The organism is Microbacterium rhizophilum (assembly GCF_039605615.1).
GTDB lineage: Bacteria > Actinomycetota > Actinomycetes > Actinomycetales > Microbacteriaceae > Microbacterium > Microbacterium rhizophilus.
Genome location: NZ_JBCNUN010000002.1, coordinates 276561 through 301254 on the forward strand (window position 1 = coordinate 276561; position 24694 = coordinate 301254).

Here is a 24694-nt window from a genome sequence, read left to right on the forward strand (position 1 = left end):
TTTCTGTGATTTTACTGAGTGAGCCGTCGGATGTCCGGTCGGAACACGCAGTGCGGCCCGGGGTCGTCCCCGGGCCGCACGCGTCTCGGGCTGCGTCAGGCGAGCTCGCCGATCTCCAGCAGGTCGGTGACGAGGGCCGCGATCGCCGAGCGCTCCGAGCGCGTCAGGGTCACGTGGCCGAACAGCCCGTGCCCCTTCAGCGTCTCGATCACGCTGGCGATCCCGTCGTGGCGGCCGACGCGCAGGTTGTCGCGCTGCGCGACGTCGTGCGTCAGCACCACGCGCGAGTTCTGCCCCATGCGGCTGAGCACCGTCAGCAGGACGTTGCGCTCGAGCGACTGCGCCTCGTCCACGATCACGAACGCATCGTGCAGCGAGCGGCCGCGGATGTGCGTGAGCGGCATCACCTCGAGCAGGCCGCGCTGCACGACCTCGTCGAGCACGTTCGACGACACGACCGAGCCGAGCGTGTCGTAGACCGCCTGGCCCCACGGGTTCATCTTCTCGGACTGGTCGCCGGGCAGGTAGCCGAGCTCCTGGCCGCCGACCGCGAACAGCGGGCGGAAGACGATGATCTTCTTCTGCTGCTGACGCTCGAGCACCGCCTCGAGGCCCGCGCACAGGGCGAGCGCCGACTTACCGGTGCCGGCGCGTCCGCCGAGCGACACGATGCCGACCTCGGGGTCGAGCAGCAGGTCGATCGCGATGCGCTGCTCCGCCGAGCGGCCGTGCAGGCCGAACACGTCGCGGTCGCCGCGGACCAGCCGCAGCTCGGCGTCGCCGGTCACGCGGCCGAGCGCCGAGCCGCGCTCCGAGTGGATCACGAGCCCGGTGTTCACCGGCAGCCCGCGCACGTCGTCGTGGGAGGCGACCTCGCTCTCGTACAGGTCGGCCATGTCGTCGCCCGAGAGGTGCAACGCGGCGATCCCGGTCCAGCCCGAGTCGACGGCCTGTTCGGCGAGATACTCCTCCGCGGAGATGCCGAGGGAGGCCGCCTTGACGCGCATCGGCAGGTCCTTCGAGATCACGGTGACCTCCTGACCGTCCTGCGCCAGGTGCATCGCGACCGCGAGGATGCGCGTGTCGTTGTCGCCGAGGCGGATGCCGCTCGGCAGCACGTTCGGGTCGGTGTTGTTGAGCTCGACGCGCAGCGTCCCGCCCTCGCCGACGGGCACCGGGAAGTCGAGCCGGCCGTGCTCGACCCGCAGCTCGTCGAGGTGACGCAGGGCCTGGCGGGCGAAGTAGCCGAGCTCGGGATCGTGCCGCTTGCCCTCGAGCTCGCTGATCACCACGACCGGGATCACGACCGAGTGCTCGGCGAAGCGGAAGAACGCGCGCGGATCGCTGAGCAGCACGGACGTGTCGAGCACGTATGTGCGCAGGGTCTGCGCGCTGTCGCTGGGTGAGGCCTCTCGCGCAGCGATCTCGCGATCAGTGCTGCTGGTGCTGCGACGGCTGGCCTGCTGAGTTGTGCTGGTGGTCACGCCCCACTCCCGACCCGGGAACCTTGCCCGGCTACAGCGAGTCGACCTGGGGGCCACGAGTCGCGATCCTGAATGGCCGACCCGAACGGACACCTTGTCCGATGCGGCCAAGCTACGACTTCGGGCACCGGATGCGCCACGAATTACAGGCGTGTCGTTCGTTACGATCGCGTGAACTTCCGGCGGATCTCCCACACGTCAGGAGCGCTGCTGCGCGAACGCCGCGCAGGCCTCGTCGAACAGGCCGATCGTCTCGTCGTCCGTGCCGACATGCGGCGCGATGCGCACCGTGCTGTAGCGCGTCGTGGCGGTCACGCCGCGGTTGGCGAGCTCGGCGCCCAGCGCCGCGACGTTGTCGGGGGCGAGCGCCACGATCCCGGCGCGCCGGCGCGGATCCAGCGGAGTGACGATCCGGATGCCGTGCCGCTGCGCGATCTCGATGACGCGCCCGGTGCGCTCGGCGAGCGCCTCCTCGATCGCGGCGGCGCCCACCGCGGCGACCTCGCCGACGGCGGCGGCCAGGCGCGCGGCCGCGAGCGGGTCGGGGCCGCTCACCGTGTAGGCCTGCGAGGACACCGCGGGCGCCGGCACTGCGTCGACCGTCGTGCCGCCCTCGGCGCCGTGGAATCCCGACAGCACGGGTGCGATCACGTTGCGCGCCCGCGCGTTGAACCACGCGAACCCCGTGCCGCGTCCCGCGCGCAGCCACTTGTAGCCGTTGCCGCACACGACGTCCGCGGCCTCCCAGTCGGCGTCGACCATGCCGAAGCCCTGCACGGCGTCGACGATCAGCAGCCGGTCGGGGCCGATGACGTCGCGCAGCGCGGCGAGGTCGGCACGGTATCCGGTGCGGAAGTCGACCAGGCTCACGGCGAGCGCCGTGGTGTCGTCCTCGATCGCGTCGGCGACCACCTCGGGCGTGACGAATCCGTCCCGCGGCGCCAGCCACTGCGGCCGCACCTGCCCGAACGCGTCCGCGGCGCGCGTGAGCGCGGTCGGGATGGTCGGGAACTCGGCCGGCGAGGCGAGCACGCCGCCCGCGAGGCCGTACACGGCGTGCATGATGCCGTAGGTCGTGGAGGGCTGCAGCGTGACCTCATCGGGCGCGGCGCGCAGGATCTCGGCCAGCAGCGCGCGGGCCTCGCCCTCGCGCTCGGCCACGTGGGCGATGCTGCTCGCGCGGCCCGTGCCCAGCATCCCGAGGTCGGCCACGACCTCATCCCGGACCGATGCGCAGAGCGGGCCGAACGACGCCCAGTTCAGGTACCCGGGTTCGCCGTCGAACGTCGAGCGGTAGTCGTCGATGGTGCTGGTCACACGGTCATTCTCGCAGGAAGCCCCGCGCGACGCCGCGCCGTGCCGCTCAGCTGCCGAAGCGCCGGTCGCGCGTGGCGTAATCACGGATCGCGCGCAGGAAGTCCACCTCGCGCAGATCCGGTCCGAGCGCCTCGACGAAGTAGAACTCGCTGTGCGCGCTCTGCCAGACCAGGAAGTCGCTCAGTCGCTGCTCTCCGCTCGTGCGGATGACGAGATCCGGATCCGGCTGTCCCCCGGTGTAGAGATGCTCGCCGATCGATTCGGGCGTGAGGTTCTCGGCCAGCTCCTCGAGCGTGCCGCCCTTCTCGCCGTGGCGCGCGATGATGCGGCGCACGGCATCGACGATCTCGTGGCGACCGCCGTAGCCGACGGCGAGGTTCACGTGCAGGCCGGTGTGCGAGCGCGTGCTCTCCTCGGCCTCGCGCAGAGCACCGGACAGGCTCTCCGGCAGCAGCTCGGCGCGGCCCACGTGCTGCACCCGCCAGTCGCCGTCTCCCGCGAGCTCCCCCGCCAGGTCGGCGATGATCTCGATCAGGTCGGCGAGCTCGCGCTCGTCGCGCTTGCGGAGGTTGTCGTTCGAGAGCAGGTAGAGCGAGACGACCTTGATCCCCAGCTCGTCGCACCAGCCGAGGAACTCGATGATCTTGGCCGCCCCGGCGCGGTGGCCGTGCGCGGCGGTCTCGTAGCCGAGCTGGCGGGCCCAGCGCCGGTTGCCGTCGATGACCATCGCGACGTGATGCGGAACGCCGGCGGGACTGATCTGGCGCCGCAGCCTCGAGCTGTACAGCCGGTACAGCGGGCCGCGGCCCTCGGCCTGACGCATGGTTCGCACGCCCATACGCTACTCCGCGCGTCCTGATCCCCCGCGTCGCACGCACCGGGGACGTCCGACGCGTGCCACGGGCGGCATGGATCGGGACGTACCCTCGGAGCATGACGCACGTGCCTGACGACGACCCGATCTCCGAAGACGGTGTGCCCCAGCTGCCGCTCCTCGACGCGGCCGATCACGACGCGAGCGTCGAGATCAAGCCGACGTGGCGCGGCTGGATCCATGCCGTCACGTTCCCCGTGGCCGTCGTGGCCGGCATTGTGCTGATCAGCCTCGCTCAGGGAGCGCCCGCGAAGTGGGCCTCGGCCGTGTTCGTGGTGTCGTCGCTGCTGCTGTTCGGCAACTCCGCGGTCTATCACCGCTTCGACTGGAACCCGACCACCAAGGCCGTCCTGCGCCGCATCGACCACGCCAACATCCTGCTGCTGATCGCGGGCACCTACACGCCGCTGGCCGTGCTCGCCCTTCCGCCGTCGAAGGGGACCCTGCTGCTCGTGCTGGTGTGGAGCGGCGCGATCCTGGGCATCCTGTTCCGTGTCTTCTGGCTGGGGGCTCCGCGGTGGCTGTACGTGGCGCTGTATCTGCTGCTCGGCTGGGCGGCCGTGATGTACATCGCCGACCTCACGCTGGCGAACGTCGCGATGATGGTGCTCGTGATCGTGGGCGGGCTGCTCTACTCCGCCGGCGCCGCGGTCTACGCGCTCAAGCGCCCGAATCCGTGGCCCGGCCGGTTCGGCTTCCACGAGATCTTCCACGCGTGCACGGTCCTGGCCTTCCTGTGCCACTGGACCGCGGCGCTGCTGATCGTCCTGGAACCCGCGTACAACGGGCGGATCTGATCGGTTCGGATCAGCGCTGCGGCGCGTCGTCCTCGGGGCGCGGCTCTCCGCCGCCCGTCGAGGCATCCGGCGTCTCGCCTGCGGCGTCCGCCTCGGTCTGCTCGCCGCGCGCGGCCGCCTCCTCGGCGTCCAGCGCCTCGTTCGCCTCGGCGCGATAGCGCGTGCGGCGCACCCGGCGCAGCATGTCCATCACCAGCAGCGCGACGAGCACGACCAGGATCGCGATGACCGTGAAGCCCTCGGGCCCCGGGCTCACCGCCGTCGGGTCGACGGGGGGCGTGGGGGTGGGCGTCGCCGCGAGAGCGTGCATGGAGGGCTCCTGTTCTAGCCTGGAATCCCAGCCTAACTTTCGACGAGGGCGCCCCTCATCCGACGGAGACCGATGACCACGCAGGCCGAGCTCGACGACCGGTACGGCCGCACCCGCGATCCGGTGCGCCGGCGGATCGTGTGGGGCGCCGTGATCGCGGTCGCCGCGCTCGGGGTCGGCTGGCTCGGCTGGACCGCCGTGTCCGGCTCGATCGACGCCGTATCGGTCGACGGCCTGGGCTACGAGGTGCGGGACGCGCACTCCGTCGAGGTCTCGTTCCAGTTCACCGCGCCGGCCGGCCGCTCGGTCGCGTGCGCGGTGCAGGCGCTCGACGAGCAGTTCGGCGTCGTGGGATGGAAGATCGTGGAGTACGAGGGCGCCGCGGATCATCGCACGCGCCGGACGGAGACCGTCCCGACGGTCGCGGAGGCGACGACGGGTTTGGTCGAATCCTGCTGGGTCACGTAGTCTGACACGCAGATCTCATCGACGCCCCGGCTGTACGCCGGGGCGTCTTGCACTATCACCGTCCATTCGAAGGAGCCCATCGTGTCGAACGACGCTCAGGTCACTTTCCTCACGCAGGAGGCGCACGACCGCCTCGCCGCCGAGCTCGAGGAGCTCTCGACGACCGGTCGCGAGGAGATCGCCAAGCGCATCGAGATCGCCCGCGAGGAGGGCGACCTCAAGGAGAACGGCGGCTACCACGCCGCGAAGGACGAGCAGGGCAAGATCGAGATGCGCATCCGCAACCTGCAGGCGCTGCTCAAGGGCGCCGTCGTGGGCGAGGCCCCGCAGTCCGACGGCACCGTGCAGTCCGGCACCGTCGTGACCGCGCTGGTGCTCGGCGACGAGGAGCGCTTCCTGCTGGGCAGCCGCGAGATCGCGGGCGGCACCGAGCTCGACGTCTACAGCGAGCAGTCCCCGCTGGGCGCCGCGATCCTCGGCCTCAAGGAGGGCGAGAAGACCTCCTACAAGGCCCCCAACGGCAAGGACATCGCCGTCGAGATCGTCAAGGTCGAGACCTTCACCGGCTAATCCGGCAGGACCTCCGGCCGGAAGCCCGCGTCGCGCAGGATCTGGAGGGTCAGCTCGCGGTGCTCCTGGCCGCGGGTCTCGACCGAGATCTGCAGCACGACCTCGCTGATCTGCAGGCCCTGACCGTGCCGGGTGTGCAGCACCTCGATGACGTTCGCGCCGGCCTCGGCAAGCAGCTCCGAGACGCGCGCGAGCTGGCCCGGCCGGTCGGGCAGCGGGATCCGGATCGTCATGTAGCGTCCCGACGCCGCGAGGCCGTGCGAGACGACGCGCTGCAGCAGGAGCGGGTCGATGTTGCCGCCCGACAGCACGGCGACCGTGGGACCCGTCGCGGTGACCTTGCCCGCGAGGATCGCCGCGACACCGGCGGCGCCTGCGGGTTCCACGACGACCTTGGCGCGTTCGAGCAGCACGAGCAGGGCCCGCGCGATGTCGTCGTCCGTCACCGTGACGACCTCGTCCACGAGCTCGCGGATCACCGCGAACGGCACGTCTCCGGGACGGTCGACGAGGATGCCGTCGGCGATCGTGGGCTGCGTCGTCACGCGCACGGGATGCCCCGCCTGGAGCGAGGGCGGATAGGGCGCGGCGTTCTCCGCCTGCACGCCGATGATCCGCACCTCTCGGCCGTCGATCGCGGCGCGCGCCTTGGCGGCCGCCGCGACGCCCGCGATCAGGCCGCCGCCGCCGATCCCGACGACGATGGTCGTGACATCCGGGACGTCGTCCATGATCTCGAGGCCCAGCGTGCCCTGGCCGATCACGATGTCGCGGTGGTCGTATGGCGGGATGAACACGGCCCCGGTGCGCGCCGCGTGCTCGGCCGCCCGCTCGAGGCCGACAGCGACCGTGGCGCCCTCGAGCACGACCTCGGCGCCGTAGCCGCGTGTCGCGAGCAGCTTCGGCACCGGCACACCCAGCGGCATGTAGATGGTCGCCGGGATGCCGAGGCGCTGCGCGGCGAGGGCGACGCCCTGCGCGTGATTGCCGGCGGACGCGGCCACGACGCCGCGCGCGCGCTCCTCGGCCGTGAGCTGCGCGAGGCGGTATGTGGCGCCGCGCACCTTGAACGAGCCGGTGCGCTGCAGGTTCTCGAGCTTGAGGTGAACGGTCGCCCCGAGCACCTCGCTCAGGTGCAGCGAGTACTCCATCGGCGTGTGGTTGACGACGTCCTCGAGGCTGCGCGCCGCGGCCTCGATCTCGGCCAGCGCCGGAATCGCCGGCAGGGCCTCCGAGCCGGCGGTGGGCTGGTGCGGGTCGACTGTGGTCACGACGTGCTTCCGTTCTCCGGGTCCGAGCGCAGGCCGGGCACGCGGCCCGTCCTGACCGGTCCGAGTGTCTTCGGGACGGTGTCCCAGATCAGGTTCTCTCCGTGCAGCGCCTCGCCCGTACGCCACGATCCGCTCGACAGGGTCACGGCGACCACGTTCACGAACGCGGCGAGCGGCACGGCGAACAGGGCGCCCGGGATGCCGGCGATCATGGATCCGCCCGCGACGACCATCACGACGGCGAGCGGATGCACCTTCACGGCGGATCCCATCAGGATCGGCTGCAGGACGTGGCTCTCGACCTGCTGCACGAGCAGGACGACGCCGAGCATGGCGAGCGCGATCCACGGGCCGTTGTAGACGAGGGCGATGAACACGGCGACGGCGCCGGTGAGGATCGCACCGACGAGCGGCACGAACGAGCCCAGGAACACCATCACCGCGATCGGGATCGCCAGCGGCAGCTGCAACAGGAACGCGCCGAGGCCGATGCCGACCGCATCGATCGTGGCGACCAGCATCTGCGTGCGGGCGTAGTTGATGACGGTCTGCCAGCCGTTGCGGGCGGCCGCGTCGACCGCGGTGCGCGCCTGCGCGGGGAAGAGTCGCACGGTCCAGCGCCAGATCCCGCCCGCGTCGGCGAGGATGCAGATCAGCGCGAAGAAGGTCAGCAGCACGCCGGCGCCGAAGTGCCCGACGGTCGAGCCGAGGGCGAGGGCGCCGCTCCACAGGCTCGCGGACTCGTCCTGCAGCAGATCCAGGCCCTGCTGGATGTACTGGTCGATCTCGGCCTCGGACACGCCGATGCCTACGAGGAACACGCGGAGCTCCGCGACCGCGTCGAGCACCCGGTCGCGGACGCCGGAGAACTCGTGCGAGATCTGCCACGCCACGAGCCACACGAGCCCGCCCACGATCGCGAACGTGCCGATCAGCGTGATCACGATCGCGGCCCACCGGGGCACACGGTGCCGTATCAGCCACGACAGCGCGGGCCACACGAGGGCCGTGACGAGGATCGCGACGAGCAGCGGGATCACGAGCAGCTTGAACTGGATGACGAGCCACACCAGCACGCCGATCGCGGCGGCCACGACGAGGAAGCGCCATGCGTACGCCGTGGCGATGCGCAGCCCCGTGGGCACCGTGTCGGCCGGCCGTGTCGTGGGAGGCACGGCCGATGCCGCGGGCCGCGGGCGGAAGACGTCCCAGATCCCGGTGCGAGGCTTGTCGTCGCTCATTCCGGCCAGTCTAGAACCGCCCCGGATTCCCGTCCGGATATATGACGGGCCACGATGTCCGAGGCCCTGGGTAGCGTGAGACGGGTGAAGCAGCAGCTCTCCCTCCCCGAGGCCCGCCGCGTCGCGCTCGCGGCGCAGGGCTTCGCGCGTGCGCGACCCGAGGCGCCCGGCACGCGTCAGCTCAACGCCGCGATCGCGCGGATGGGCGTGCTGCAGATCGATTCGGTCAACGTGTTCGCCCGCTCGCACTACGTCCCGCTGTTCTCGCGCCTCGGCGCGTACGACACGGACGACCTCGACCGGCTGGTGCTGCGCCACGGCGTCGGCGGGCGCCCGCGCAGCACCGGGTCGTACATCGAGTACCTCGCGCACGAGGCGACGTTCGTGCCGGTCGAGGACTGGCCGCTGTGGCGCTTCCGGATGGACGCCATGCGCGCGAAGTACGGCGGGCCGGGCAGCTGGTACGCCGAGAACGCGGCGACGGTCGAGTGGGTGCGCGCCGAGCTCGCCGCGCGGGGCCCCCTGCGCCCCGCCCAGATCGAGTCCGACGCGCACCGCGGCACCCGGGGCCCGTGGTGGGACTGGGACGTGGTCAAGCGCGCGCTCGAGCTCATGTGGCGGTTCGGCGAGGTGGCGATCGCGGGGCGGCGCGGCTTCGAGCGTCGCTACGGCCTCGCGGCGGACGTGGTGCCCGGCCGCCTGCTGGACGCGGAGGTCTCTCGGGACGACGCGATCCGGGAGCTGGTGCGCCGCGCGGCCCGCGCGTCGGGCGTCGCGGCGGCGTCGGACCTCGCGGACTACCACCGGATCCGCGACCGCCGCGCGGTGCTCGCCGCCGTGCAGGATCTCGTGGACCAGGGAGAGCTCGCGCCCGTGGCGGTCGAGGCGTGGGACCGCGGTCGCGCGGCGCTGCCGGCCTGGGTGCATCGCGACGCCGTGATCCCCCGCCGCATCGACGCCGCCACGGTGCTCACGCCGTTCGATCCGGTCGTGTGGTTCCGAGAGCGCGCGGAGCGCCTGTTCGGCTTCGACTACCGCATCGAGATCTACACGCCCGCCCACAAGCGGCGCTTCGGCTACTACTCCCTGCCCGTCCTGGTGGGCGACCGGATCGTGGGCCGCGTGGATCTGAAGGCCGACCGGCCCGCGTCGACGCTGCGCGTGCAGTCGGCGTGGTGGGAGGAGGGCGTGCCGGCCGCGGTCGCCGACCGCGTCGCCACCGCGTTGCGCGAGGCCGCCGCTTGGCAGGGGCTCGAGCGGATCTCCCTCTCCACGTGGGGCGATGCCACGGCCGATCTCGCGTTCGTCATGCCCGATGCCGCCCGGCACGAGCGCCCGGCCGTCGAGCCGGCCGCCTCGCCCGGGGACGAGGACGCGCTCGACGTCGCCTGATCGCCTCACCTGCGGGCGAAGCGCGGCGCGTGCTCGGGCCGCGCGCCGATGCCCACCAGCAGCGCCGGCAGCACCGACAGGCCCGGGGCGATCCGCAGCACGCGCGCCAGGCCCCGCGGCACAAGCGGCGTCCAGCCCGCGTCGAAGGCGCGGCGCATGCCCGCGTGGATCACCCGCTGCGCGGCCTGCGTGAGCGCCGTGGGCAGCGCCCGGCGGCGCTGCACCGCCGCGACGCGCGCATCCGACATCCGTCCCACGAGCAACGGCTTCGCGAGCAGCGCGGCGGCGGCCACGCCGTCCTGCACCGCCAGGTTCACCCCCACGCCGCCCGCGGGCGACATCGCGTGCGCGGCGTCGCCGATGCACAGCAGCCCGCGCTGCCACCACCGTCGCGCGCGGTCGAGCTTCACGTGGAGCCCGTGCACGCCCTCGAACTGCAGCCCCGCGACCGGATCCGCGAGCTGGGGCACCGCGGTCGCGATGATCGCCCGGAACGCCTCGACGCCGGCCGCGCGCAGCGCGTCCTCGGTGCCCTTGGGGATCAGCATCGCGGCCTGCACGTAGTCCCCGCGCGGGATGAGGACGAACAGCCTCCCGGCGGCGCCGCGCGGGATCAGGTTGCGGCCCACGTCGATGGGCGCGCCGTCGGCTGCGACCGCGGGGATCCGGAACCACAGCACGTCGAACGGCACGGGGAACTCCCGCATCCGCAGGCCCGCGAGGCGCCGCACGACCGAGTCGCGCCCGTCTGCCGCGATCGTGAGCAGAGCCTCCTGCTCGCCGCTCTCGCCCGTCGCGTGGTCCGTGAAGCGCACGCCGGTGATCCGCCCCTCCCGCCGGATCAGGCCGGTCACCTCGGTCTGCATGCGCAGCGCGAACCGCGGCTCGGCGCGCCCCGCGTCGGCCAGCAGGTCGAGGAAGTCCCACTGCGGCGCGATCGCGATGAACGGGTACGGATGCCGCAGCCGGCGGAAGTCGCCGACGGTCGCGACCGTGCCGTCGGCGGCGGGCACGCGCACGGACTCGAGCCGCGAGTACGGGATGCGCTGGAACTCGTCGATGAGCCCGAGCTCGTCGAGCAGGAGCTGCGTGGACGGGTGGATGGTGTCGCCGCGGAAGTCCCGCAGGAAGTCCGCGTGCTTCTCGAACACCGTCACCGGCACGCCCGCGCGCGCCAGCAGCAGCCCGGCGATCATGCCGGCCGGTCCCCCGCCGACGATGAGGCATCCCCGGTCGGCGTCGCTCACCTCGACCGCCCCTTCCGCCCCGTGCATCGCATGCGTCCAGACTCCCCCGCGTGTCGGCGATCCGCCAGGGGCGGAAACGCACGCCCCGCGCGCGGCGGCGCGGCAGACTGCAGGCATGAGACTCCTCGTGCTCGGCGGCACCGTGTTCCTCTCCCGTGCGGTCGCCGAGGCGGCGCTCACGCGCGGCCACGATGTGACGGTCGTGAGCCGCGGAGCGAGCGGCTCGCCGCCCGAGGGTGCGCGGCACGTGGTCGCGGACCGCGAGGCTCCGCTTCCGGTGGAGCTCGTGGAGACCGGCTTCGACGTGGTCGTGGACGTCTCGTCGCGGCCGTCGCGCGTGCGCGCGGCTCTCGCGCAGCTGCGTCCTGCGCACTGGATCTACGTCTCGTCCCTCAGCGTCTACGCCGACGACGCCACGGTCGGCGGCGGCCCCGGCACGCTGCCGCTGCACGAGCCCCTGGACGAGGACAGCGACGACCTGGCCGACTACGGCCGCCTGAAATCGGGCTGCGAGCGGCTGGTCGCCGAGAGGGCGTCCTCGCACGTGATCGTGCGCCCCGGCCTGATCGTCGGTCCCGGTGACCGCTCGGGCCGGTTCTCGTACTGGATCGACCGGATGCGCCGCGCGGACGAGGCGGAGACCGTGCTCGCACCGGGCGATCCGTCCGATCCGGTGCAGTTCGTCGACGTGCGGGACCTCGGCGACTGGATCGCGCTGCTCGCGGAGCACCGCACCGCGGGAACCTTCGACGCGATCGGGCGTCCGCGCCCGATCGGCGAGGTGCTCGACGAGGTCGCCGCCGCCTGCGGCGCGCGGCCGCGGTAGCGCTGGGCGACCGATGCGCAGCTCGACGGCGTCGGCGTGAACCCCTGGATGGGCCCGCGTTCCCTGCCGCTGTGGCTGCCGCGCCCCGACTACGAAGGCATGTCGACCCACCTCGCCGAGCCCGCACTCGAGGCCGGCCTGCGGATCCGGCCCGTGGCGGAGACGGCGGCCGACACGCTCGCCTGGCTCGACGCCACGCCCGACGCGCCCGTCACGGGCCTGACGGCCGCCGAGGAGGCCGCGGCCCTCGCGGCGCTGGGCTGACCGTGACCGGCGCGGACGCGAAACGGCCGCTCACTGGAGGGTGAGCGGCCGGAGTCAGGCGGTGCGGATCAGAACTGCACGCGCGGCGGCTCCGCGATCGCGGCGCCGTCGACGACCTCGAAGAACTCGCGCTCCGAGAACCCGAGGTTGCGCGCGAACAGGTTGTTGGGGAACACCTTGATCTTGGTGTTCAGCTCGCGGACGCCGCCGTTGTAGAAGCGGCGCGACGCCTGGATCTTGTCCTCGGTGTCGACCAGCGAGTGCTGCAGCTGGAGGTAGTTCTGGCTGGCCTGCAGCTGGGGGTAGGCCTCGGCGACGGCGAACAGGTTCTTCAGGGCCTGCTGGATATGGCCCTCGGCCACTCCGGCCTCGGCGGGACCCCGCGCGGACAGGGTCTCGGCCCGCGCACGCGTGACGTTCTCGAAGACCGCCTTCTCGTGTGCCGCGTAGCCCTTGACCGCCTCGATGAGGTTGGGGATGAGATCCGCGCGGCGCTTCAGCTGCACCGTGATGTCACTCCACGCCTCGTCGACGCGGACGTTCAGCTGCACGAGCGAGTTGTATGTGGCCCACAGGTAGATGCCCGCGATCACGACGACCGCGACCACGATGACGACTGGAATAAGCCATTCCATAGGATCCCCCCTTGGTGATGCCCCCCATCCTAGACGCGCGGTATGACACGCCGCGTCGGCCATCCGGCGGACTCCGCGGTCACGGCACACGCATCCTGCTGAGCGAGAATGAGGGCGGAGGAGCAACGTGACTGTCGTCGATACATCCCCGCCGCGGTTCTGGAGCCGGACGCGTTCCTGGGCCGTCCGCGCGCTGCGGCTCGAGCTCGGGGTCTACACGAGCATCGGCCGCGCGATCGCGCGCCGTCCCGCGCTGCCGCGCCTTGGGATCTGGGGCCTGACCTGGATGGTCGGCCTCCTCTGCGCGATGCTGATGCGCCCGCACGCGGTCGGCCCCGAGGGCATCCGCGCGCGCAGCGGCCTCGAGATCGACGTGCCGCTGTCGTGGGACGACATCGCCTCCGTCGAGATCGCCAAGAGCGTCGCCGAGGAGAAGGCGCCCCGGATCGTCGATGAGGACGGCCGCGCGACGCTCGCCCTGCGGATGGCGAACGAGACGAACATCCTCATCCTGCTCGAGCGTCCCACCCCGGTGCGGCTGCCGGGCCTCGCGCCGAAGGGCGGCGGGCACCTGGTCGAGCGGGTGCGGCTGTGGGCGGACGACCCGAAGGCGCTGATGCGCGAGGTCGCGACGCACATCTGAGCCTGCGGTGGCTACGGCTCCCCGAGGAGAAGCCGCCGGTAGTCCGCCGCGGTCGACAGCGGGCCGCGCCGGCGGTGCAGCTCGTCCAGGGCGCTCGCCCGCGCCTCGGGGTCGGAGACCGCGTGGGCCAGGTGCGCCGCCAGCTCCTGGACTGTGGCGAACACGCGGGAGTGCTCCGAGTCCTTCGCGTGGGCTGCCGTCGCGAGCACCACGAGATCGAGGTGGTACGCGGCCTTCACCACGTCGAGGACGTGCACGCCGGCGTTGATGTCGAGGTACACGGAGGCGCGATCGAGCTCCTCGCGGATCCGGCGGTGATTGACCGTGGGGAGCAGGACCAGGTTCGGGTGACTTCGACCCAGCGCGTGCAGCTTGTCGCTCATCTGCGTGAGGGCGGCGACCGAGAATGTGACCTCCGGGAAGGCCTCGAGGAGCTCCACGAGCCCGGGGATCTCGTCGGTGTTGGTCAGCGTGAAGGCGCGCCGGAGGTCGAAGTCCTGCTTCTGCGTGAACTGGCCGAGATGCGACAGGTACGCGAGGTCGACGGACGTGCCCGGGTGCCGCGCCGCGACCTCGCCCCGCAGCCACTCGTCGAAGAACACGATCCGCTCCAGCGCGCGCGGCTCCTCGAGCTCCAGCGTCATGTTCCCCGGCAGGTCGCCGGCCGCCGGCTCCTGCCAGAACAGCGTCGTGTTCGGCTCGGTCGCACGCGCGCGCATCACGAACAGCGGGTGCGACAGAGAGTTGATCAGCACGCGGTCGTCCGCGATCCGCTGGTCGTCGAGGAAGTACGAGACGAAGTCGGTCAGCGTGCGGAAGGCGAGCCGGGCCCGCGGCGAGCGCATGGTGACCGCGCGCGAAGCGTGATGCACCTCGATCTCCCACTCCCCCGACCCGCGATACACCGTCTGATAGGCGACGCCGGCGCTGTAGTGGGTCGAGGCGTATCGGTTGCCGTAGCGGTCGTAGTGGTCGGTGTGGCCGAGGCTCCGATCCGGCAGGAGCCAGTCGACGCTCTCCACCTGACGGAACGAGTTCGGGTCGTAGTTGATCCGGCCGATCGTCGCGCCCTCGCGGAGGATCTCCCCGTAGATCTCCCGTCCCTGGCGGATCTCGCACCAGGCCGGGACTGGCACCTCATTGAAGAACAGCGGCTCGCCGTCGCGGGCGATCCCGGCGTAGGTCGCGAAGGGGCACAGCGCACCCTCGGGCAGCTCGCCGTCGTACTGGATGACGACGGGCGTGAACGGGATGCCGGCGGTCGCGAGGGACCGCATCAGCTCCTGCGTCGCGTCGTCGAAGGCATCGAACAGCGCTAGCACGGCTCCTCCTCTCCCAGGAGTCGCTCCCACAACTCTCGCACCCGCGGGGCGGTGTACGCCTCCGCTTTGCGCCGGCTCCGGGCCCGCATGTCCTCGAGGGCCCCGGAGGTCAGCGCCTCCACCAGGGCGTCGGCCAGCGCGACGACGTCGCGGTCGCCCGTCGTGTGCGGCACCAGGAGGCCGTTGACGCCCGGCTCCACCATCTCCCGGTTGCCGTAGTCGACGTCGAACCCGACGATCGGCAGCCCCTCGGCGATCGCCTCGAGGAGCGACAGTCCGAAGCCCTCGGAGGTCGACGCCGACACGTACAGCGCGTACGTGCCCAGCACGCCCCCCAGCCGCTGGTGGCCCATCAGGCGGATGCAGTCGCCGGTCCCGGTCTCCTCGATGACGGCGATCAGCGGGCCGCGCTCCCCCTCGCCGTAGACGTCGAGGCGCAGGCCCGGCACCCGCTCGCGGGCCGCCGCGACGGCCCGGATCAGCACGTCGATGTGCTTCTCGTCCGCCAGGCGGCTCGCCGTGACGAGGGCGAGGGCGTCGTACTCGGGCGGAGCGGGACGCAGGGCGACGTACCCCGCGGGGATCCGCTCCACGCGGAAGTCGCCGGGCGGGAAGCGCGATGCGAGCTGCGTCTCCAGCACCTCCTGCTGGCGATGGGTCGATACGACGAACCCGTCGACCAGGTCCGGCCTGGTGAACACGTTCTCGTAATGGTTGTTCCACAGCAGTACGCCGTCGTCGATCTGCTTCAGGTCGTAGTGCTCCGCGTGCACGACCGAATACAGGCGCCGCGCTCCGATCACCGGGTAGATGCTGTCGATCACGTCCAGCGCCCTGTCCACGATCACCACGTCGTCCGGCCTGTCGAAGAGGTGCGCGAAGACGTACCGGAAGAACTGCGAGCGGCCCTCCAGCACGACGTCCCCCCGGAACGAGGTGGGGCGGTCGCTTCCCTCCCGGTGCACGCGGTCGTAGAGCGGCGACGCGGGAGTGATGACCGTGCGGGTGATCTCGCCGTCCCGGTAGAGCTGCTCGGCGCCGACCCGGCCGTCCGGAGTGTGGAAGACCCGGCGGGCCAGCGCGCCCTCGTGGAAGTGCTCGACGTTGTTGAGCGTCTCGTCGTAGTGCTCCATCCGGATCAGCTGCTCGCCCACCAGCGTCTCGACGCGGTCGACGATCCCGCCCGCGAGGGTCCGGATCCGATACAGGATGCTCGAATCGGCCAGCGCGACATCGGTATGGTGCCGGAACGTCTGCGGCTCGGCGTGCGGCTGCCGGATCGTCGCGAGGTAGTCCTCCAGGCGCACGGTGGACGGCCGCGTCTCGCGGCCCGTCACCAGGTTGTAGATCCAGAGCACCTGCGGCTGCGGGAAGCCGAGCCGGTCGGAGAAGTAGCTCAGGTTGGTGCCCATGTAGTCGGTGAAGACGTAGCGGTCGTCGACCCAGTCGATGTCGGCGAAGAGCTCCCGGCGGTACATCTGGGCGTACTCGACGCCGCTCGACGCGAGGCCGACGGCCTTGTTGATGTTGAAGACACGCACGCGACGGCGCCCCTCAGGCGAACTGGATGATGAGGCCGCCGTCGGCGCCGCGCTCGATCCGGCTCAAGCACAGCAGGCGCACGATGTCCCGGTTGATCCGCTTCTTCATCTCCTCGAAGGCGAAGTAGGCCTCCCTGCGGTACTCGTACTCGACCTTGTGCTGCGCCAGGTTGCGGTCCTGGACGACGGTCTTCAGCTGCTCCAGGAAGTCGACCTGCTCGATCCAGGCGACGTCGATCGCCTTGAGGAAGACGATGTTCTGCAGTCGCGCGTACACCTCTGCGTCGGCCAGGACGTCGATCTTGTCCTGGATCGATCGACGGAACATCGTCGCGAGGAATGCGCGCACGGCCTGCCGATCGCCCACGTCGAGGCGGTCGAAGTCGGCGGGCAGCCGGTAGCTCAGATTGTCGAAGATGTACCGCTTCACGGCGCCGGGCGTGCCCCACGCGCCGGCGTCGGCCGCATCGTCGAGCACCCCGGCCGTGATCGCGTCCAGGTCCTCGGGGCCGAGCGGCGGTCCCGTGATGATCCGCGCGCGCATCTCGTAGACCAGGTCCCGCTGTCGCGCCATCGCGATGTCGAAGTCCTTGGAGAGCTTGCGAGCGCCGGCCGCGCTCTCCTCGCTGGCGATCTGCGCGCGGTCCAGCAGCCGCCGCATGGTGCGCGGGCTGCGGCGGCGCCGGTGGATCTTCTCCTGCTTGACCGAGCCGAACTTGACGAAGATCTCGTCCTCCATCGACGCGTAGAACCGGCTGCTTCCGGGGTCTCCCTGCCGCCCGCTGCGGCCGCGCACCTGGCCGTCGACGCGTCGGTTGGGCATCTTCTCGGTGCCGATGATCACCAGACCGCCGAGTTCGCGCGCCTCGGGCGTGAGCTTGATGTCCGTGCCGCGACCGGCGATCAGGGTCGCCACGGTGATGGCCCCGACGCGGCCGGCCTCCCGCACCATCGCGGCCTCCTTCGCCTCGCTCAGGGCATTGAGCAGGTTGTGCTCGATGCCGCGCTGCAGCAGGTACTCCGAGAACGTGATCGAGCTCTTGACCGATCCCGTCGTGATCAGGATGGGCCTGCCCGTCTGCCGCACCTCTTCGAGGTAGTCCAGGACGAGGCGGTCCTTCTCCTCGAGCGTCGACACCACGACATCCGGTTCGTCCGTCCGGATGACGGGCCGATACGTCGGGATCTCGACGACGCGGGTTCCGTACATCTTGAGAAGCTCCTTCTCGGACCCCCGGGCCGTTCCCGTCATGCCGCCCATCGTCTCGAACATGAGGAACAGATTCTGGTAGGTCACGGATGCCATGGCCCGGTTCTCCGTCGTGGTCTCCAGGCCCTCGCGCGCCTCGATGGCCTGGTGCAGCCCGCCCTGGAGCTTGTTGCCCTCGAGCAGACGGCCGGTCACCGCACTCAGCAGCACGAGGCTGCCGTTCATGACCATGTAGTCGCGCATCGGCTCGAACCGCGTGCGGGCGCGGAGCGCGAGATTGACGTGGCGGTTCAGCCGGAACAGCGCGGGGTCGTAGAGGTTCTCGACGTGGAAGAACCGGTTCCCGGCGGCGATGCCCTCCTCGGTGAGACGGACGACGCCCGTGCTCTCCTCGAACTCGTACTCGATCCCCTCGCGCAGCGTCGCGGCGAACTCGTCCGCCAGCGGGTAGAGGTTCGACTGCACGCGCGGCGAGCCCGAGATCACGAGCGGCATCTGCGCCAGGTCGAGCAGCACCGCGTCCGCCTCGTCGATCAGCACATAGTTGAAGGGCCGGAGGTACTTCTCCTCGCTCGTGCCGGACAGGTTCTCGAGCAGGTAGTCGAAGCCGACCTTGTCGCTGGTCGAGTACACGATGTCCGCGGCGTAGATGTCCTTCTTCTCGCGCGATGTGAAGTCCTCGGTCGCCACCTCGGGCACGCCGATCGCCAGCCGCAGGCCCATGAACTCGAACACCGGACGGAACTCCTCCGCGTCGCGGCGCGCGAGGTAGCCGTTCACCGTGACGAGGATGGCACCGCGGCCCGACAGCGCGTTCAGGTACAGCGGCAGCGTCGCGGTGAGGCTCTTGCCCTCGCCGGTCTTCATCGCCGCGATGTCGCCCTGGTGCATCACGATCGCGGCGAGGATCTGGTTGTCGTACGGGAACTTGCCCACGACCCGCAGGTCCGCCTCCCGGATCGCCGCGTACGCCTCGGGGAGGAGCTGATCCAGGGTCTCGCCGTTCTCGACGCGCCGCCGGAACTCGTCCGTCTTCTCGCGCAGCTGCGCGTCGGAGAGGGCGCGCATGGCGTCCTTGTGCGCGTTGACGCGCTCGATGAGCCGGCGGTTCCCGGCCGCGTCACCGGGCATGGTCGTCCACCTCCAACAGGGTGAACGACGTGAAGCGCAGCTCGTCGCAGCCGGCGTTCATGAGCCGGATCGTGTAGTGATGGCAGTCACGCGGGTACTCGAACTCGTACGTCGGCGGGTACAGCACGTCGACGCGCAGCAGCTCGTCGAAGCGATCGAAGCAGCGCACCTCGAAGACCACGCTGTCGGCCGGCATGGACCGGATCGTGGGAGCGATGCGATACCTCCCGCCGTGACGAAGCAGCGGCAGCGTGGGGGCCTCCCGGACCGCCTGGTAGTCGGTGAAGGAGTACCACTCCTGCATCGTCGTCCCGCTGGGCATCAGCCGGTTCACAAGACGGACCTCTCCCGACGGATCCAGGCTCAGCGCCGATCCATACAGCGACGCCCGGCTGTTGATGCTTCCCCAGCGCACGGTCGCGATCTCGTCACTCGCCATCTCGGGCCTCCACGTACTCGTCGATGACCCGCCGGTACTGATTGACGAACCAGGTCACGATCGAGGCGCTGTCGTCGTTGTGCCGCCCCTGGTAGCCACGCGCGATCACGGTCGTGGGCTTCCCGGTCTGCGACTCGAGCAGCGTGTAGTACGCGGCGTCGTCGTAGTCGTCCTGCTGCATGTACGACATCAGGATCTTCGTGTCCCCGAAGCCCGGATCGCCCCGCCACCGGTCGATGAGCTCCCGCGTGAAGGCGTCGGCGCTGCCGGGATCGGCCTTGCTCCAGAAGTTCACGATGTCGAAGATCGTGAGGAACTCCTTCGGGCGCACGAGGCGTCCGCGCTCGGCGACGTACCCGAGGTCGATGATGGGCTTGCCCGCGATGATCGCGTGCGAGCGGAACTGCGACCCGTGGTAGAGCGCGCCGAACGACCCCATGGACAGGCCCGAGAAGATCACGTCCTCCTCGCGGAATCCGAGGGCGTCGATGTGCTCGCGGATCACCTCGTGCAGCCGGCCCTCGAGTTCGTCGCTCGCGAGGTAGAAGCGGCCGCCCTCGAGGCGGGGATCCGTGATCAGCAGGAACGGATGCCCGAGCCCGGCCATCATGAAGTAGCCCTCGAAGCCCTCCGCCGGGCGGTATCCGGCGAAGTAGATGTTCAACGGGGGCGTGAGGTCGCCGGGGTGGAAGTACGTGAACAGCTCCTCGCGGCGGCTGTCGACGATCCGGCGTCCGCCTGGCAGGAAGTGACCGGCGCCTTCGCGCGAGTGGCGGTAGTGGACGGGACCGACCTTCACCTGCCCGCGCCCCCGGGCGAAGACGGAGCACGACAGGTAGCCGCTGGACTCGTGCGAGATCAGGATCGGCTCCGCCAGCTCGGCCTCGGAGTAGCTGCGGTGGAACGCGATGACATCCGACGTGCCGCTCTGGATCAGCTGCACGACGAACTCGATCTCGCAGCCGTCGTCCTTGACGTACTCGGGCCACAGCTCCAGCGCGCGATGGTTCTCGTAGAGGATGTTCTCCTTCCACATCATCAGCTGGCGGAAGTCGCCGTCGTGCTCGATGTCGGTCGCGAGGTAGGAGTTGCCCTCGTACCGCGCGCCCGACCTGTGGAACGGCGCCACCTCGGCGCTGCGGATCTCGAGCTTCTGGCCGAACGGGCGCGCGAAGTACTGGCGGGACAGCTGCGCGACGAGCTCCTCACGGCCCGCCATGTCCCGAAACCGCGCCGCCTTGCGGACGAGGAAGCGGCGGTGCTCGTCGGCGAGCGCCGTCTCGAGGCGATCGTCCACGAGGAGCGCGTGCGGCGAGATCAGCGAGTCGATCGCCTGCAGCTCCGCGGGCGCGCAGGGCGCGTCGAGGATCGTCACGTCGGTGCGGCCGATGAGGGCCGGGTCGAAGCCCCACGACTCGCCGACGTCGGCGAACGTCCATGTGACGCCCGCGGGCAGCGTCATCGTCGCCGACCAGTCGTCACGGCCGATCTGCAGGACCCGCATACGCCACCACCTCCTTGATGAGCTCCCACCGGGTGAGCACCTCCGGCGCGCTGAAGAGATCCTCCAGGACGCGGCACTGCACCAGCGACTGGTTCCAGTGCTCGAGACCCGAGAGGAAGTGATCCAGCGCCGTCGCGAGCTCGGAGTCGTCGCCGATCGCGTAGCCGTTGATCGGGTGCGTGACGAGCTCCTGCTCGTATCGGTTGATCTGCGGCACGCCCGCGTCCACCGCGGCGGCGGCCAGCAGGACGTTCGCCCTCGCGCCGAGGTCGACCAGCACCCGGGTCTTCGCCATCGTGTGGATGAGGTCGGCCTCGCGATCCACGAACGTCAGCTGGATCTTCTCCTCGGGGCCCTCGGCGATGCCGACGTCGACGCTCAGGCGCGCGCTCACGTCGCCCTCCAGGAAGGCGAGGTCGAGGTGCTGGTAGCCCGCGATGACGCGCCGGACCTCCTGGAGGTGGTCGACGTCCTGGCGCCGGAACGTGCAGACCAGCAGGCGGGTGTGCTCCTCGACGAGCTGCGGCGCCATGGTGGCGATCGCGAAGTCGAGCTCCTCGGGGGTGATGTCGTCAGCGAACAGCGAGATGTAGACCGTGGACTCGTTCGCGCTGGCGCCGAAAGTCGCGCGTCGCTCGAGAGGGTAGATCGACAGCACGGGCAGCAGGGCCCACTCCTCCGGTCTCGTGTCGCCGTCCTGCGGCTGGCCGAAGTCCGAGAACACGGCGCCGGCCCGCTCCAGCAGCGCGCTCGAGGCGCGCGTCGGGCGCGCGGCGGAGCACGAGAGCACGAGCGTCTGGTCGCCGAGGCACGACGCCACGAGGTCGTTATGCTGCTCGGCGACCGCGAGCACCACGGTGTCGCCGGTCCCGCTGCGGCCGTCCAGGTAGCCGCGGAGGAACTCCGCCATCAACGACTCCCAGCTGTCGTACGACTGGCTGCGGATCCGCTCATCCGCGGTCTGGACGATGTCGATCCGGCCCGACGGCACGTCCTCGCTCAGGATCACGTCGCCCGCGCGCGAGAGGTAGTACTGCGTCATCGGGCGGCCCTCCTCGTCGTGCATCAGCACGCTCGAGACGAAGCCCCGGTCGTCGTAGATGCGCTCGACGGTCGGCATGCCGTCGCCGTAGTACCGGATGGACTGGAGCGTGCCCGCGCGCGCCAGGTGGACGCGCGCGTACACGTCGGCGCCGCGCATCACCGTCACGATGAACGGGTTGTAGAAGAAGCTGACGTCGTCGGGCCATTCGAGCTCGAGGAAGTCGATGGGGCGGGTGTAGTCGTCCTCGAGCCCCTGGATCTCGTCGAAGAACGACCAGTAGGGCACGTCGAAGATGTTGTGGCTGTGGAGGAACCGTCGCAGGCTCGGGGCGTAGTTCAGCACCACGAGCCCGGTCTTCTCGCTCCCCTGCCGGAAGATCCGCACGCGCGTGACGGTGTCATCCGCCTCCGTCGTGAGGGTGCTCTGGAACCACGCACGGTCGGCGGAGTACCAGGGGCGCGCAGGGTTGTACCAGGACGGGATGAAGTGGATCATGCGGTCGCACCCCCGACGCGGGACGTGAACGCGAAGTCGTACTTCGTCCCGATCCGCGTGTCCGCGATCTCCTCCTGCAGCATCCAGAGCAGTCCCAGCAGGATCATCAGGGTCCCCGGAGCCATCAGCAGGAACTGCAGGTTCGGATGCTCCCCCATGAAGGCGAGCGGCAGGCCCGTGAACACCACGAGGAAGACGCCGCTGACCGCCGACAGCGCGACGACCCGCTGCCGGACGTAGCGCCGCGTGGCCTCCCCGGGGGCGACGTGGTCGAAGTACTCGCCGCCGTCCCGCATCCGCTTCGCGATGTCCCTCGGATCGACCGTGAACAGTCCGAAGAAGATGGTCAGGACAAACAGCAGAGCCAGGTAGAACGTGAAGCCGAGCGGGCTGCTCAGCGTCCAGACCGACAGGAACCGCTCCGCGCCCGCGGAGGCGCCCGGGATCACCGCGCCCGCCGCGTTGACGATGCTCTGCGGGATGGTGAGCAGCGCCAGGGCGTACATGATCGGCGAGACGCCGGCGGGGTTCAGCTTGATCGGGAGGTACGACACTCCGATGAAGCCGTTGTCGATCGCGACCTTGTTGACGTGCAGACGCAGCTCGGCGTTGCCGGCGATGATGCCGATCAGCACGACGCCGATGCACGCGGCGATCACGACCCACAGCACGCCCGCGTCCCGCGCCTCGCCCGCCGCCTCGGACAGCGACTCGAGGTTGCGCATGGACGTGATGATGAGCTGGTACAGGATGAACATGGTGATGCCGCCCAGGCCCAGCTCCTCGTTCCGCTTGGCCAGCCAGGCGACCAGCAGGGCGCCCGCGGTGAGGACGACGACGATCACGATCTGCGCGTTCACCCCGCCGGGGAACAGACCCCAGGGCAGCGGCTCGATGTCGTACGCCGACATCAGGCTGATGGCCTGGATGATGGCCAGGATCACCACGAGCGTGTTGCGCGCACGGTCGACCGTGGACTCGGGGATGTTGCGGCCGCGGGCGATCCTGCCGATGAAGAGGAAGCGCCACAGGATCGCCGCCCCCATCCACGGGCCGAGGCCCAGCGAGAACAGGGACGGGTAGAAGAAGTCGCCGCCCGTGGCGATGTTCGCGGCGTTAAGCAGCTCGACGCCGGTTCCCGTCGCCGTCCCGTGCATGAGCGGGATGGGGATGTAGCGCCCGATCATGAAGCACACGAAGAACAGCGCCGTCCACAGCAGCTTGGTCTTCAGGCTCGCGAATCTGCCGTCAGGAATCTTCGCCACAGCCCATCCTTACCCGATTCACCCGCTGCAACTCACTTCTTCCGGTTCCCGAAGATGTTCAGCGAGGACAGCAGCGACCCGATGCGGGACGTCCCACCGGGCGCCGCGGACTCGCTCGCCAGGACGCTCTCGGCCTGCGACATGCTCTCGATGATCGAGTCGCTGACGGACGACTCGGAGTCGCTCGCCGAGAGCGTGCCGCTGAGCGACTCGTAGATCTCCGCGCTCTGGGAGTCGCTGTCGGTGGCCGACTCCCACTCGCTCGCCGACGCCGACGTCGACGTCGATGCAGCCGCCGACCCCGACGCGCCCGGCGCACCTGCGACCGCCGACTCGCTGGCGGCAGCCGCTCCCGCGATGGATGCGGACTCGGCACCGCGAGCTTCGGCACCGCGCGTTTCGGCCGGCGAGGCGGGTCCCGTCGTCGCGGTCGTGTCGGACGCGCCCGGCGCCGTGGAGCCGCTCGCGGGCGGCGCGGTCGTCGACTCGCTGGACGACGCGGGTCCACCGGGCACCGCCGCCTCGCTCGTGGCGGACTCGGAACCGCTCTCGCTGGGCACGGCCGATCCGGACGAGGAGGTCGACCCACTCGCCGAGTCCGACCCGAGCGCGCCGCCGGGAGCGGACTCACTGGGCAGTCCCGGCACGCTCGTCGACGCGGACCCCGATCCGCTGGTCGAATCCGAGCCGGTTGTCGATGCCGAGCCGGTTGTCGATGCCGAGCCGGTTGTCGATGCCGAGTCGCTCGTCGAGACCGATCCGCTGGTCGAGACCGAGTCGGTGGCCGAACCCGATGCGCTGCCGGACTGCGAGCCCGAATCGCTGGCGGACGAGGGCTCGCTCACCGAGCCGTATCCGCTCGTCGAACCGGACGCAGACTCCGACCCGCTCACGGAAGCCGGTTCGGACTCGCTGGCAGATGCCGACGCACTGCCCGAAACCGGATCACTCGTCGATGCGGAGTCGGATCCGCTGGCCGAAATCGACGCGCTGCCGGGCACCGATTCGGATCCGCCGGTCGAGATCGAGTCAGATGCGCTCGTCGACAGAGAGTCGCTCGTCGAGACGGACTCGGAGTCGCTCGCGGACAGCGACCCGCTCGTGGAGGCCGATCCCGACGCCGACCCGCTCACTGAAGCGGAATCAGACCCGCTGGTCGAGACGGAATCGGACTCGCTCGTAGAAAGAGATCCGCTCGTCGAGCTGGAACCGGACTCGCTCGCCGACAGCGACCCGCTGGTCGACGCCGACTCACTGGTCGACGCCGAGGCGCTGCCCGAAACCGAACCGCTCGTCGAGGCAGAATGAGACTCGCTTGCGGACAGAGACCCACTCGCCGAGACCGAACCCGACTCGCTGGCCGACACAGACCCGGACTCACTCGCCGAAAGCGACCCGCCGGT

General features: G+C 70.5%; 24 protein-coding genes. 9 read left to right on the plus strand and 15 right to left on the minus strand.

What is annotated here, in order from left to right:
• Positions 1–95 precede the first annotated feature (95 nt).
• From phoH2 to AAD528_RS05290, 3 genes are all read right to left on the minus strand, one after another.
• Positions 96–1424 carry an RNA 5'-3' helicase PhoH2 gene (gene phoH2, locus AAD528_RS05280; protein ID WP_345751258.1) on the minus strand — a complete coding sequence of 443 codons (1329 nt, stop codon included), beginning with the start codon at positions 1422–1424 and terminating at the stop codon, positions 96–98.
• Positions 1425–1682: 258 nt separating this feature from the next.
• The gene (locus AAD528_RS05285) at positions 1683–2801 is read right to left on the minus strand and encodes an aminotransferase class V-fold PLP-dependent enzyme (RefSeq protein WP_345751002.1); all 1119 of its coding nucleotides are present in this window, start codon (positions 2799–2801) and stop codon (positions 1683–1685) included.
• Positions 2802–2847: 46 nt separating this feature from the next.
• Complete coding sequence (locus AAD528_RS05290) at positions 2848–3624, minus strand: isoprenyl transferase (RefSeq protein ID WP_345751259.1); 777 nt, start codon at positions 3622–3624, stop codon at positions 2848–2850.
• Between the two features lie 110 nt (positions 3625–3734).
• Between AAD528_RS05290 and trhA the strand changes: the two genes are divergently transcribed.
• A complete protein-coding gene (gene trhA, locus AAD528_RS05295) occupies positions 3735–4472 on the plus strand; it encodes a PAQR family membrane homeostasis protein TrhA (protein WP_345751003.1) in 738 nt (245 codons plus the stop codon).
• Positions 4473–4482: 10 nt separating this feature from the next.
• On the opposite strand, the gene AAD528_RS05300 is transcribed toward trhA, so the two are convergent.
• Positions 4483–4782: a hypothetical protein gene (locus tag AAD528_RS05300; protein WP_345751004.1), complete on the minus strand. Its 300-nt coding sequence runs from the start codon at positions 4780–4782 to the stop codon at positions 4483–4485.
• A 72-nt stretch (positions 4783–4854) separates the two neighbouring features.
• On the opposite strand from AAD528_RS05300, the gene AAD528_RS05305 reads away from it, so the two are divergent.
• Positions 4855–5250: a DUF4307 domain-containing protein gene (locus AAD528_RS05305; protein WP_345751005.1), complete on the plus strand. Its 396-nt coding sequence runs from the start codon at positions 4855–4857 to the stop codon at positions 5248–5250.
• A gap of 81 nt (positions 5251–5331) precedes the next feature.
• The gene (gene greA / locus AAD528_RS05310) at positions 5332–5820 is read left to right on the plus strand and encodes a transcription elongation factor GreA (protein WP_345751006.1); all 489 of its coding nucleotides are present in this window, start codon (positions 5332–5334) and stop codon (positions 5818–5820) included.
• On the opposite strand, the gene ilvA is transcribed toward greA, so the two are convergent.
• Complete coding sequence (gene ilvA / locus AAD528_RS05315) at positions 5817–7046, minus strand: threonine ammonia-lyase (protein ID WP_345751260.1); 1230 nt, start codon at positions 7044–7046, stop codon at positions 5817–5819. The two genes, greA and ilvA, sit on opposite strands and share 4 nt — an antisense overlap.
• A 41-nt stretch (positions 7047–7087) precedes the next feature.
• Complete coding sequence (locus AAD528_RS05320) at positions 7088–8332, minus strand: AI-2E family transporter (protein ID WP_345751007.1); 1245 nt, start codon at positions 8330–8332, stop codon at positions 7088–7090.
• An 84-nt stretch (positions 8333–8416) separates the two neighbouring features.
• On the opposite strand from AAD528_RS05320, the gene AAD528_RS05325 reads away from it, so the two are divergent.
• Positions 8417–9724, plus strand: coding sequence for a winged helix-turn-helix domain-containing protein (locus AAD528_RS05325; protein ID WP_345751008.1), 1308 nt, complete (start codon positions 8417–8419; stop codon positions 9722–9724).
• Positions 9725–9729: 5 nt separating this feature from the next.
• Here AAD528_RS05325 and AAD528_RS05330 read toward each other — a convergent pair whose 3' ends face one another.
• Positions 9730–10971, minus strand: a complete 1242-nt coding sequence (locus AAD528_RS05330; RefSeq protein WP_345751009.1) for an FAD-dependent oxidoreductase — start codon at positions 10969–10971, stop codon at positions 9730–9732.
• Between the two features lie 115 nt (positions 10972–11086).
• On the opposite strand from AAD528_RS05330, the gene AAD528_RS05335 reads away from it, so the two are divergent.
• Together AAD528_RS05335 and AAD528_RS05340 are read left to right on the plus strand one after the other, a co-directional pair.
• Complete coding sequence (locus AAD528_RS05335) at positions 11087–11797, plus strand: NAD-dependent epimerase/dehydratase family protein (protein ID WP_345751010.1); 711 nt, start codon at positions 11087–11089, stop codon at positions 11795–11797.
• A 48-nt stretch (positions 11798–11845) separates the two neighbouring features.
• Complete coding sequence (locus AAD528_RS05340) at positions 11846–12061, plus strand: hypothetical protein (RefSeq protein ID WP_345751011.1); 216 nt, start codon at positions 11846–11848, stop codon at positions 12059–12061.
• Between the two features lie 68 nt (positions 12062–12129).
• Here AAD528_RS05340 and AAD528_RS05345 read toward each other — a convergent pair whose 3' ends face one another.
• Entirely contained in the window at positions 12130–12696 is a 567-nt protein-coding gene (locus tag AAD528_RS05345; RefSeq protein ID WP_345751012.1) for a LemA family protein, read from the minus strand.
• Between the two features lie 127 nt (positions 12697–12823).
• On the opposite strand from AAD528_RS05345, the gene AAD528_RS05350 reads away from it, so the two are divergent.
• The gene (locus tag AAD528_RS05350; RefSeq protein WP_345751013.1) at positions 12824–13339 is read left to right on the plus strand and encodes a hypothetical protein; all 516 of its coding nucleotides are present in this window, start codon (positions 12824–12826) and stop codon (positions 13337–13339) included.
• Positions 13340–13350: 11 nt separating this feature from the next.
• Here the strand turns inward: AAD528_RS05350 and AAD528_RS05355 are convergent, their stop codons facing one another.
• The 7 genes from AAD528_RS05355 to AAD528_RS05385 are packed head-to-tail and all read right to left on the minus strand — an operon-like array spanning position 13351 to position 23291.
• A complete protein-coding gene (locus AAD528_RS05355) occupies positions 13351–14661 on the minus strand; it encodes a glycosyltransferase family protein (protein WP_345751014.1) in 1311 nt (436 codons plus the stop codon).
• Positions 14655–16202 carry a glycosyltransferase gene (locus AAD528_RS05360; protein WP_345751015.1) on the minus strand — a complete coding sequence of 516 codons (1548 nt, stop codon included), beginning with the start codon at positions 16200–16202 and terminating at the stop codon, positions 14655–14657. Before AAD528_RS05360 ends, AAD528_RS05355 begins: the two co-directional genes overlap by 7 nt.
• Before the next feature lie 13 nt (positions 16203–16215).
• Positions 16216–18543: an accessory Sec system translocase SecA2 gene (gene secA2 / locus AAD528_RS05365; protein WP_345751016.1), complete on the minus strand. Its 2328-nt coding sequence runs from the start codon at positions 18541–18543 to the stop codon at positions 16216–16218.
• Positions 18533–18982: an accessory Sec system protein Asp3 gene (gene asp3 / locus AAD528_RS05370; protein WP_345751017.1), complete on the minus strand. Its 450-nt coding sequence runs from the start codon at positions 18980–18982 to the stop codon at positions 18533–18535. The genes secA2 and asp3 overlap by 11 nt, the downstream gene beginning before the upstream one ends.
• Entirely contained in the window at positions 18972–20486 is a 1515-nt protein-coding gene (gene asp2 / locus AAD528_RS05375; RefSeq protein ID WP_345751018.1) for an accessory Sec system protein Asp2, read from the minus strand. Before asp2 ends, asp3 begins: the two co-directional genes overlap by 11 nt.
• Positions 20461–22026, minus strand: a complete 1566-nt coding sequence (gene asp1 / locus AAD528_RS05380) for an accessory Sec system protein Asp1 (RefSeq protein WP_345751019.1) — start codon at positions 22024–22026, stop codon at positions 20461–20463. The genes asp2 and asp1 overlap by 26 nt, the downstream gene beginning before the upstream one ends.
• A complete protein-coding gene (locus AAD528_RS05385; protein ID WP_345751020.1) occupies positions 22023–23291 on the minus strand; it encodes a hypothetical protein in 1269 nt (422 codons plus the stop codon). The genes asp1 and AAD528_RS05385 overlap by 4 nt, the downstream gene beginning before the upstream one ends.
• A gap of 54 nt (positions 23292–23345) precedes the next feature.
• On the opposite strand from AAD528_RS05385, the gene AAD528_RS05390 reads away from it, so the two are divergent.
• Positions 23346–23507 carry a hypothetical protein gene (locus tag AAD528_RS05390; RefSeq protein ID WP_345751021.1) on the plus strand — a complete coding sequence of 54 codons (162 nt, stop codon included), beginning with the start codon at positions 23346–23348 and terminating at the stop codon, positions 23505–23507.
• A 27-nt stretch (positions 23508–23534) separates the two neighbouring features.
• On the plus strand, positions 23535–24599 hold the full coding sequence (locus AAD528_RS05395) for a hypothetical protein (RefSeq protein ID WP_345751022.1): 1065 nt from the start codon (positions 23535–23537) through the stop codon (positions 24597–24599).
• The last annotated feature ends 95 nt before the right edge of the window (positions 24600–24694 follow it).